General features: G+C 61.1%; 3 protein-coding genes. All 3 read left to right on the forward strand.

All coding sequences use genetic code 11. The features are described from left to right. Positions 1-253 precede the first annotated feature (253 nt). On the forward strand, positions 254-3886 hold the full coding sequence (locus tag PSEUDOMOFG3G_RS03830) for a Tc toxin subunit A (RefSeq protein ID WP_139049266.1): 3633 nt from the start codon (positions 254-256) through the stop codon (positions 3884-3886). After that, on the forward strand, positions 3883-7968 hold the full coding sequence (locus tag PSEUDOMOFG3G_RS03835; protein ID WP_139049267.1) for a neuraminidase-like domain-containing protein: 4086 nt from the start codon (positions 3883-3885) through the stop codon (positions 7966-7968). Before PSEUDOMOFG3G_RS03830 ends, PSEUDOMOFG3G_RS03835 begins: the two co-directional genes overlap by 4 nt. Beyond that, positions 7961-11707 (forward strand): Ig-like domain-containing protein (locus tag PSEUDOMOFG3G_RS03840; protein WP_139049268.1); only part of this gene is annotated, 3747 nt, incomplete at its 3' end. The genes PSEUDOMOFG3G_RS03835 and PSEUDOMOFG3G_RS03840, both read left to right, overlap by 8 nt.

The raw sequence follows: 11707 nt of genomic DNA on the forward strand, positions 1-11707 counted from the left end.
CCGGTTCAGGCAGACCATCACCGACACGGCAGACGGCGCGACGGCCTCCGATTGGATCGAGAGCGGGCGCTTTGAAGTCCAGCCGCCCAGCAGCCCTAACCAGGCGCCCAACTCCCGATAGACGGTCATGAAACCTGTCGGTTCTGACAGTAGACGGCTTGGGCTCGCAAGCGCCAAATCACGTTAAGCAAACACTCGGCCTGACGGCTTCGTCGGGCCGCTTCGGGCCGTTATCGAATTCGAGGACTCGTCCATGGCTGACTCCCGCCGCGCTTTACAGCTGCTGAATCAGGTGTTCAGTGACCAACAACTCACCCACTACGCAACGCTGCACACGTACCTCGAAGAGGGCGGTTCGATCTTTACGCTGGTGGAAAAGGGCGTGCAGGGATTGGTGAGGGACTTTGGCGTGAGCGCCGATGACGCTCGTCAGCTGTTACGGCGCCTCAACAGCATGGCCATTTACCTGCGGCGTCAGTTCATCGAGCACACCCTGTACGGTTCGGCAAAAGAGCAGCGGCGGGCAAGCAGTGGTTTGCTGTCGATGGTTCAAGGCCCCAGTTTCGAGCTCTTGTTCAATCCTCAGTTCGACAGCTTGTGCCCACCCCAGGCCCTGGAGTCTTTCGCATCACCCGTGGCGTATTTGATTGAGTTGATGCGGTGGATCGAGCAACGCATCGAAGCGGTTTCAAGCGACGCAAGCAAGTTGCCCTTGCATGACCGGCGCAAAGACCTGAAGCCGCTGAGCATCGATTTCAACGCAGTGCATCAATCGGTGTCGTCGGTGGACATCATCGTCCCGGTGCTGGAAAAGTTTATCGGTTTGCTTCCGGAGGAACTGGAACAGGCCATGATCGAGGCGCGTTATCCCAACGGGCTGCCGTACTTCCAACATTGGGTCACGGTGGACACCGTTGCCCGCCACCATGGCCTGTCGGTGGGCAGTTTTGCCCAAAGCGTGAGCCCGTCCTTTCCGTATTTTTTCCAGACCCAGGCCTGGTACAGCGATGTGGGCCCGGCCCTGGCCCATGCGTCGCGGCTGGGGCCTTATCAGCGGCGGTTGCTGACGGAGCCGCCCGTAGAGTTTGAGGGAGAAGGGGAGGGAGGCGAATACGAACACATGATTTTTTATATGCAGAACTTCGGCGCCGACGCGCTGAATTGGCAGGACCTCATCGAGGTGCCGTTCTTCGGCGAACGGACCAAGCTCGACACCCAGGGGCTCGAGGCTTTGCTGTCGGTACGGGGCTTTGCGCCAGTGCGTTCGGCCAATGTGACGTACTCGTCGCAGGTGCCTGAAGAACCGGAAAGCGGGCGCTCCGGTTCGGTTTACCTCAACGCCAATGCCCACCCCGCTCTCCATATTACCGGTCGCGGAGAGGGCAATTTGTTTCTTCATAAACTCTCCGTGAGCCCAGGCAACGCGGCGGGACTTGCGCATTACGACCGAATGAATCGCAAGTTGCGCCTGGATCAATGGCTGGCACTGCCCAGCGAACAGGTGGATGCGCTGCTGGTGGCGGCCATCAAGGCTGAAGTGCGCGGTGGTGCGCCGGCCGATAATTGGTGGATCACCGAACAGGTCGTGCATGCCCTCGGGCTGTTTCAGTCCTTGCGCGAGCGCTGTGAATGCCCGGTGAACGACTTTGCCGTGTTTATCGACGAGTTGTCGATTTACGGTCGCGGTGAAGCACTGTCCCAATTCGATCAGCTCTTCAATGGCCAGGGCGATTACCGTGACCCCTTGAAGCTCGACGGCGGAACGTTTCCGATCGTGCCGGCACCTGAGGTGCCCGACCTGACCGTCAGCCAATTGTGCAGCGCGTTGGGCATCGACCTGCAGACCTACAACTACCTGGCCCTGGCGATTGCCAATGCCCATGGCATCGACGGCGACAATCTGCCGCGTAACCTGGCGATCGTGTCCAGTTTCTACCGCATGGTGAAGCTGCCCCGGCTGTTGGGCATTACCCCGGTCGAAGGCGTGTTGTTGCTGACGGTGTTGGGTGGGGAGCTTTGGCTCAACGGTTTGGCGGGTGTGCCCCGGATCAACTCCACCACAAGCGATAGCCCGGATGTGCTGAACCTCATCCAGGCCATGCAATTGTGTGTGGACTGGTGTGCCGATCACGACCTGCCGGTGCTTTGGATGGTGCAGCAGGTCTCGCCGCCTTCTGCGCTGGACGCTTCCCGGGACGCTGAGGGTCGGCTTTTTGAGCAGTTGCTCAATCTGTTGCCCGGCGCAATGCTCACCCACTCGGCGATCCTGATGGGCGGTGTGCCGGCGATGGCGGGCGCCAGTTGGCTGGAGCTGCTGGGGATGCAAACGACATTGGTCGAGTCCGATGGGCTGGTGATGTCGCGCACGGGAACCGAGGCTCAATACCTGGACTTTGCGCGAAGAGAGCTTGATTACGCCGTGACCATCGGCCTTGGTGAACAATATGAACTGGAGCGCCCCGCCATCGTCGAGAGGCTCCTCGCCGTGGTGTTGGAGGCCAGGGACGCCCAGGTCTCGGTGGTCAAGGAATGCCTGGCGGTTTACACGGGTATCGGTTCCGAGCAAGCGCTCGAGGTGCTGGCGTGGGCCAATTCAACGGTGAGCCGGTTGCTGCGTCTGGTGCTCGAACGTGACCTTTCGCATCTTGAAGGCTCGGTGAAGCGACGCAACGCCTTGGCTGACCCATTGCTTGCGCTGCTGGCCGATGTGCGCCGTCGCAGTGCGGTAGTGGCGAAACTTGAGCTGAGCGCAGAGGTGTTGCGCGACTATCTGGATTACGGCCATAAAGCCTGGCTGGACCAGGACGACAAGCACGCGTTCACGGTGCGCACGCTTTATTACCTGACCACCCTCAACCGTGCGTTCGAGCTGAGCGACCAGCCGGCGCAGACGCTGCTCGACTACCTGCGCGAGGTCAATGCGCTGCCTTCTCCGATAGGGGGGCATGCACTGCGTCTGGCCGAACAAGCGGCGTCCATCCGGCTGGCCGGGTTTTTTGACTGGAGCGTGCAGGAGGTGCGCGAGTGCGTCAGCCGCTTCCAATCTGCGCAAAAAATCCTGAAAAACCTGCCCCAGCTCGATCTGTTGATGCGGGTCCGGGTGCTGGCGGCGCGCACCGGCATGGATGCCTTGACGATTTTCCTGATGGGCGGGCTGCCAGAAGAGATCAACAAACCCGCCTACAAGGCCGCCGCCGAACATGCCTTGCTGAGCCTGTCCGAATCCGATAGGCCGTTGGTGACCTTCACCGGGGATCTGAAGCAGCTCGTTACTGTGACGTGCAATCCGGACAAGTCCACGGTGGTGGCTGGGACTGATGAAACAATCACCTTCACCGTCACCCTTATGGACAGCGACGGGAACCCGTTGAGCGGCGTCAACGTTTACTGGAGCGCTGAACTGGGGACCGTTGAAACCAAGGCTACGGAACCCGACGGCGTGGTTGAGGCCGTGTACAAACCGGGCAAGGTGACGGGGTGGGACACGCCGCAATTCTGGCTCGATCTGTTTGAGCGCGAGTATGCCCCGACCGTCGAGGTCACTATCGATGCTAAACACATAGCCATACCATCACGGTACATGTCACCGGTACCTCTGGAAGCGGTACCTGCCGGTCAGGAAGTCGAACTCTACGCCACCATCAAGGACGTCCATGGAAACATTGCGAAAAACCATCTGACGCGCTGGTTAAGCAGGGACTTGGACGACGGGGGAGGCACGGTGGTTTATCGACCGGATCAGAGCTACACCAACCAGGAGGGCGTGGCCCGAACATTTGTTTCCAGCCCTACTGGCGGAAAGTTCCAGATCAGCGTTGCCCCTGAAGGTAGCGTGTTAGCTAATTTCCCGCCCATCATCTTTGAACGCGAGGAGCAAGTACCATGACTCTGAACACGTTGAGTGACTTGCTCGAAAAACGCCGGACCGCCCTGATCGAATACAGCCTCGGGCACGTTGAAAAAAGTGGTCAGAATCCTCCGTACAACTTCCTGCGGACCCCGGCGGACCTGTTCGAACTGCTGCGCCTGGATCCCCTGGACAGTTACCCGGTGCAAAGCTCCTGGGTCGCCGAAGCGACCAGTTGCGCCCAGCAGTTCATCCACGCCGCCTACCGCAAACTGGAACCCGGCTATGCCGACACCGAGTTCGACAAGCGGGACCTGGCCACCTGGGAGCTCTACAACAACTACCCGGATTGGTCGGCGCTGCAAATGATCGCGCTTTACCCGGAAAACTTCATCAACCCCTTCGTGCGGCAGCGCAAGACCAGCCTGTTCAAGACCCTTGAAAACAACCTCAACCAGGCACACTTGAACAGTGATTCGGTGCAGGTTGCCTTGCAGGAGTACCTGCAAACGTTCGAGCAAACCTGCAACCTGGACGTGCTCAGCAGCTACATGGACAGCGTCTCGCCGGCCCGGGCCGACTACTACTTTGTCGGTCGCCAGCGGGTGCCGCCTTACCAATACTTCTGGCGCAAGGCCGAGGTCGAGCTCTCTCCCACTTGCCCGGCCATCAACCCGGCGGCCTGGAGTGAATGGCTGCCGGTGGACACGCCCACGGGCGTGACGATACTGGATATCCGCCCGGTGTTCTGGAGCGGACGGCTGTGCCTGGTGTGGGCCGAATGGCAGTACAAGGTCGAAAGCGTGGACGAGGACGACGTAAGCCTGCCGCACCGGCTGGACATCAAAGTGGCGTTCATGGCCCAGAATGGCCGATGGTCGGCACCGCTGAGCCTGCACAGCAGCGTGCATGACGACGACCTTTCCCAAGGCGCCCGGTTGATTGCGACGGTGTGGGCCGACCCCTACAACCCCAAGGGCAAGCTGGGCGTTTTTTTGACCAACGCTGAGGACTCCCTCAAGGTGTTTGCGGTGCGTGACGTGTTGTTCCGCCCCGTGGCCTGGGACGATGGCGGCTGGCTGGAACACGCGGCGCTCAAGCGATTTGTCACGGCTGAGACGGTACAACATCCGCTGATGAATCAGCCGACCATGGTCACCTCCGTGGAGAGGACGGGCAGTTTGACACCGTACCTGAGCCTGCAGGCGGTGGTGTTTCGCGACGCCAGCACCGACATGGACAAGCTGTTTGTGCAGGGCTATTGCAGGCCAACGGGTTTGACCGGAGACGCCACCTTTGACCTGACGTTGCAAAATTCGGCCGACGACCCTCCACCCATTTCGGGAAGTTTTCCCTTGGCCGGTGGCTGGAGTACCGAATGGCAGGAGTTTCAGCGTGAGAGTGGCTCATGGCCGGAGCCAACAACGTTTTCGTTCGGGCATACCGCAACCACGGGTGGATATGGCCGAAATAAATTCGAACTGACCATCATCAACGTCACGAAGTTTGCCCCTGTCTCACTGCTCAAGAACAGCCTCGATGCAGCGCAGTTTCTCTCCCTCAACCAACCCGAGCTGACCCTTAAGTACGCCCGCCTGAATTCGCTGTTCGGCCCCGAGCTGGTGCAGCGCTCGAATATCTCCGTCGAGGCGGTGCTGGATTGGGACACGCAGTTTCTGCCGGAGCCGCCCCCGGAAAGCCAAACGATCAGCGAGCCGAACGGAGCCTTCGACGGCGCTAACGGTCTGTTTTTCTGGGAGCTGTTTTTCCACCTGCCGCATCTGGTGGCCACACGTTTGCGCACCGAGGACCGCTTCCTGGAAGCGCAGAAATGGTTGCATTACCTGTTCGACCCGCAAGCGCCGGCCGACCCGGCCAACGACCCTCAGTACCCGAATCCCAAACCGAAGTATTGGCGCTGCCGCCCTTTGAATAGCAACGGCAACCTGGGCTGTGAAACCCAGGCGCCCACCGACCCTGACGCCATCGGCTATTCGGCGCCCCGGCACTTTCAGATTCTGGTGTTCTCGGAGTACGTCAAGAACTTGCTGGCCTGGGGCGACTGGTATTACCGCCAGCTCACCCGTGACAGCCTGGTGGCGGCCAAGCTGTGTTACGTGCAGGCCGAATTTCTGATGGGCAAGGCACCGGCGGTGCGCACGGTCAACCGCTGGGAAACCGACACGGTAGACAGCTTGATGAACAAAAGCAGGTCGCGACCGGCACTTGAGCAGTTCGAGCAAAGCCTGGCGTTCAGCCTCGCGGATTTCCCCGCGGCCGCCGAAGCGCCGCCGCTGCTGGGGCTGTTGGCCAACGAGCCTTTCAAGGCTCCGATCAATGAGCAGTTGCTCGCGCTGTACGACTTGCCCGGCCAGCGCCTGCATAACCTGCGCAACAACCTCACCCTGGACGGCAAGCCACTGGACACACCGCTATTCAGCCCACCCACCGATCCCAACGCGTTGTTGCGCGACCTGGCGGCCGGTGGTGTCGGTGCGCCAAGGCCCATGGGCGGTCGGTTGGTGGTGGGGGCTTTCCGCTGGCGCACGACGTTCGAGGTGGCATTGCGCGCCGTGCAGGCGCTCCAGGATCACGGCGCCCAGGTGCTGCGTCTGCTTGAACAACGGGACCAGGCCGAGCAGCAGGAACTGCAACAGAACCATCTGGTGGAACTGGGCAGCTACGCCCAGACGGTGCAGGAACAGAACATCACTCAGCTCCAGGCGAGCAGGACTGCGCTGCAGCAAAGCCGGGCGGTGGCAGAGGAACGGGCAACCGCTTATGAGCATCTCTACAACGAAAACGTGTCGAAGGTCGAATACGAGGTCATGGAGAGCTTGCAGCTTTCCAAAATCCTGGCATTGACCTCGGCAAGCATCAAACCCGCGGGCGCCGTGATTGCCTCGATGCCCAATATTTTTGGTTTGGCCGCCGGTGGGCATCGTCTCGAGAAAATAGCCGACGCGGTTTGTTTCGGTCTGGATGTTGCTTCGTCGGTGTTGCAAATGGACGCGGACAAACAGGCCACCACCGAAAGTTACCGGCGTCGCCGTGAAGAATGGCTACTGCAACGTAATCAGGCGCAGGCGGAGGTGCGTGCGCTCGATGCGCAAATCACCGCTCAGACCCACGCGGTGAGCGCCGCTCAAACCACGCTGGATCAAACCCTGCTGGCCAACAACCAGGCCTTGACGGTGTACAACTTCATCAAAAAGCGCGCGTCCAATGCCGAGCTGTATGGCTGGCTGCTGGGTCAGTTCAAGGCGTTGCATTACCAGGCCTACGATGCCGTCGTCAGTCTGTGCCTCAGCGCCCAGGCCTCGCTGAGTGCCGAAACCGGTGACTATGATTCGCAGATCCCCTTGCCCCAGGTCTGGCTGGACAACCGCCACGGTCTGACGGCAGGCGAACACCTGCGCGGGCATTTGATGCGCATGGAGCGTGAGTACCTGCAACGCTTTGAACGGCGGTTGGAGCTGGTCAAGACCATTTCCTTGCGCCAGTTGTTCGATGATGCGAGCGACCCGCAGGCCCCCAACAGCAGTTGGGCGAGCGCCCTGGATCAGTTGCGCACCAAGGGAACGCTGGAGTTCAAACTCTCTCAATTGCTGTTCGACCGCGACCACCCGGGGCATTACTGCCGGCAAATCAGCTCAGTCGAGGTCGACCTGCCTGTGCTGATCGGGCCTTATGAACATGTACGTGCCACCTTGCTGCAGATCAGCAGCATGACGGCTACCAAGGCATCCCTTCCAGCGGTGAAGTACTTGCATGATCCCGTGGGTAACGTGGCGCCTTCCGATGTGCAGATCAACCTGCGCAGCGGTCAGCAGATCGCCTTGTCGATGGGGCTTGGCGACCACGGCATGGTGGCGATGAAACCCGATGACAGCATGCTCAACCCCTTCGAAAACACCGGGGTGGTTTCACGCTGGCTGTTGAGTTTTCCAAGGGCGGTCCATGAGCCGCAGAAGAGCACGCTGCTGTCGTTGACGGACATCATCGTGCGCATCCGTTACATGGCCAGGGCCGGCGAGCCACCGTTCGTGCGAGCCGTCGAAGATCAGATCAGCCTGACTCCCCCCTACTCAACCGCCGAAGGAGCAGCTCGCCATGAATAAGCCGATTATCCTGGCCAATGAAAATCTGGTGCTCAATGGCGACTTCGAAAACTGGATCGAGCACTGGACACGGGGACCGATTCCGGGCGACCTGGGCACTGGGAAGGAGTGGTATGAGGGGGAGGAGGAGTTCGTTAGTTTTCTGACCATCGGCGATGAGGCTTCGGTCAGTCAGGCGCTGACGGCGCCCAAGGATCCAGGCGCTCCAGCGCGCTACGTCCTCACCTTTCTGTGCGAGACGAGGCATACCGAACCGGGCAGGCTGGTCATTAGCAGCGATAAACATCCGCAGGAGCAGGAAATCCTGTTGCCGCGAGGAGCAGCCCAGGATGTGGAGGAGGATCAGGCACGGCTGAGGGACGGTCAGCCGCTGGATTACAGACCTATTGCCTACAACGTACCCTTGGACCTGCCGTTCAACGCTCAAGACACCCTCACGCTGAATATTCAAAGCCCGCGAAACGCCCCCGAGGACGACATCGGGGCCATCCGCATTACGCGCATCAACCTCCAGGTGTACCTTGAGCCAGTGCTGATGCAAGCGTTCAAGCTTGACGAGCAGACACTGCCGGCAACCGGGCCTTTGTACGTGTGCCTGGGGGCCTCGGGTGACTTGGCTCATCAGCTTGAATTCAGGCCCGATCCGGACAATGCATGGGCCGGCACCCAAGCCGCGTTGACCAGCGATGACAACCCCCAGGGTGCGGTGCTCGCGACCCCGGCCTGGGGTGTGGATCACCCGTTGGATTCGGCCTGGGCCCTGGACTGCCCGGCGATCGGTGAAGACGGTCCCTATCTGTTTTCGATGGACCTGGTTAACCAGTACGCCGCCGATGCTTATCCGGTGCAGGTGTCCCTGGGGCATCATCGGCTGGCCTTTCGTGGCGTGCTCGAGGCGGCGTATTACCCGGTGCTTGAATACGACCAAAGTGTGCGTTTGGGGGTGCAGGTCACTTCCTATTACACCGGGCAACCCTTGAGCGACCGCACCGTGAACTGGACCTCCACGACCGGGCAGGTCACCGGCGTTGCCGTCAGCCGAACTGACGGCTGGGCCTACTTCGATTTTCAACCGACGCAGGCCGGTGATGTCGAGATCCAGGCGTCGGTCGAGAGCCTGTACTACGCCTCTGGCACGCTGACTCAAACCCTGACGGTGCGGGTGCTGGCCACGGATCCGTGGAAGGATGTGCTGACGGTGGTCGAGGGGGTTGAGTCGCGTTGGGAGGAAAAAACCGGTTACCCCAACCGCGGCTCGGAGTATCCCCTCGACGTGAAACTGCCCGCCGCCAGCCCCTTGCAGGGGACGCAGCTGTCGTTGCATTGGAGTGGTGATTCCCACGAGCAACTGGGGGTGGCCGTCAGCCCGGCCCTTGAAGCTCCGGTGCCGGTCACCGGCGCCGAACTGGCCTGGACCTTGACCAGCGAAGATCGGTCTGACGGTCGGTTCGACCTGCAACTGACCTGTTCGAAACTGTTGCTGCCTTCACCGAAAAAAAACATGTCGCTGGCGCGCAATCTGGTTCGGGTGGGTGAAGTCCGAGAGGCCAACAAGTTTCCCGTGGTGGACGAAAACGAAAGCGTGCTGTTGCGGGTGCAGGTGGTGCACTTCGTGGCCAGCGGCGACGGCGATCCGGTCATCAATGCCCAGGTCGAATGGAAAACCGGGGGCGAGACGCTATCCACCGTTACCACCGGCATCGGCGGTTGGGCCAGTGTGTTGTACACGCCGCAGAGTGCGGGGGACAAAGTGGTCATCGCCAGTATCAAGGCCCATGGCGAGGCCGTGGCGGTGGAGCGCCCGTTTGAGGTGAAGGCGATTGCCACCAGCCCCTGGAAAAACGAGGTCAGTATTCTGCTCGATGGCGAGGTGGTCGAGCGCAATGCGCTCGGTGTGCTCTGCTGGCGCGGGCAGACGCACACACTCAAAGTGCTGCCCAATTCCGGCAGCTCATGGATCGGTAAGAACATCAGTCTGCATTGGCGCGGGACGGCGCCGGATATCGGGCTGGTGCCCAGTGACCTTGGAACGCCCAAAGCGCTGGTGGCAGCCGGTACGGAGTGGAATCTCGCCTCACAAGCGAATACGAGCACCAGCAGCCTGTTTGAGCTGGAGTTGCGCCTGGAGAGCGTTTCAGTCGTTCGCGAGCTGACGGGGCGATTGATGTCCGAGAATCTGACGGAAGAAGTCAGCCTGAGACTCGACCAGATAACCGCCGCACTGGACGCCCAGGCGCTTTATCCGTGTCTGGGCGCGCTTCATCGTTTTAGCGTTTTACCCAATGCGCTGAGCCCGCTGGTGGGGTTGGAATCAACGTTGGCGTGGTCGGGGGCACCCGCCGAGGAACTGGGGGCAACGGTGCGCCCTGCGTTGAATCTTGCGCAACCGATCAACGACGGCGGCGCGATCTGGACGCTGGACTTTACCGCCAGTGAACAACCGGGCGAGTTTGCCCTGGCGTGGGCAGTGCCTGCGCTGGACTTCGTCGCCACGGCCAAGCCGATGACGCTGGCCCATAACAAAGTCAGGATCCAGGGCTGGCGCGAATCGCCGGTCGACCCAGTGGTCGGGCAGGATCCTGCGTGGCTGTGGGTCCAGGTGGTTTCCCACTTCACCGGGCGTGCCGTGGAGCAGGTGCCGGTGACCTGGACAGCGGGCAGTTCAAGCGCGCAACCCACCGACGCCGATGGTTGGTCGGGTTTTGCCGTGGCGCCGGCCGCCGCCGGCACCCAGGCGGTGAAGGCCTCGGTGAGCAGTCGTTACGACGGCTACGAAGAGGAGCGCAACTTTGAGGTCATGGCGCTGGCAAGCGATCCGTGGGCGGGGCTGACGGTCCGGTTTGATGGCGCGCCCGCGCGACCCTGGGGTGAAAAAACCTACTTTCCGCGCCACAAGGGCGAACATGTTTTTGAGCTGATGGCCTCCGAGAACAGCCCTTTGTTCGAGCGTGAGCTGACGCTTGGCATGACCGGAACCGGGCCCACCGAACTGGGCATCAGCTTTTTACCTGACCCCTTGGGAATGCCTCGCGAGTTTCCCAGCGAGGGCTTGCGTTTCACGCTCAAGGCCGGCGATCTGAAGGACGGCAGCTTTGCCTTGCGCCTGGCGTCCCAGCGTCTGGCCAGCCTGTCCCCGGCGAACGCGATGTCGTTGGGCGAGGGCGAGCAAGTGCTGGAGATCCGCTGGGATAGCGGGGTTCAGCAAATACTGGAGTGGGAGCAGGAACTGGTCGAACAGGTCACCGTGATCTCCTCCATCAGTGGCAGGCCGATTGCCGGGGTGATCGTGACCTGGCGCGGTGATGACCTGGGGGAAGTGACCACCGTGACCGATTATTACGGGGTGGCGCGCGTGCGTTATGTGCCCACCACGCCCGGCGCGGCACAGTTGACTGCGGCGGTGGGGGAAGGGCCGTACGCGGCATCGGTGGCGCTGTCGTACTTCTTGCACCAGCCCCGGGAAATCCAGTCGCTCACCAGCGACCAAGCCAATGGTCATATCGGCGAGCTGGTTTCAGCGCTCGTGACCGTGGTGTCGGCCATGACCGGCGAGCCCTTGGAAGACGTCGAGGTGCGGTGGGAGTACCCCCACATCACGATTGCGCCGACCCGGACAAATGCCGACGGGCAAGCCCCGGTGCAGTTCAGGTTGCCTGGCGTGCGGAAGGGGGTGCTATACGCCATTGTCACGGGGGGCTATGCGGGATGGGAGGTGGCAGGTCTGACCTTTGAGCTGCTG

This window comes from Pseudomonas sp. FG-3G, assembly GCF_901007645.1.
GTDB classification, from domain to species: domain Bacteria; phylum Pseudomonadota; class Gammaproteobacteria; order Pseudomonadales; family Pseudomonadaceae; genus Aquipseudomonas; species Aquipseudomonas rhizophila.

What these genes read in the sequence shown, in the direction of transcription:
- PSEUDOMOFG3G_RS03830 (WP_139049266.1), top strand. Translation starts at nt 254, where the DNA reads ATGGCTGACTCCCGCCGCGCTTTACAGCTGCTGAATCAGGTGTTCAGT.
- PSEUDOMOFG3G_RS03835 (WP_139049267.1), top strand. Translation starts at nt 3,883, where the DNA reads ATGACTCTGAACACGTTGAGTGACTTGCTCGAAAAACGCCGGACCGCC.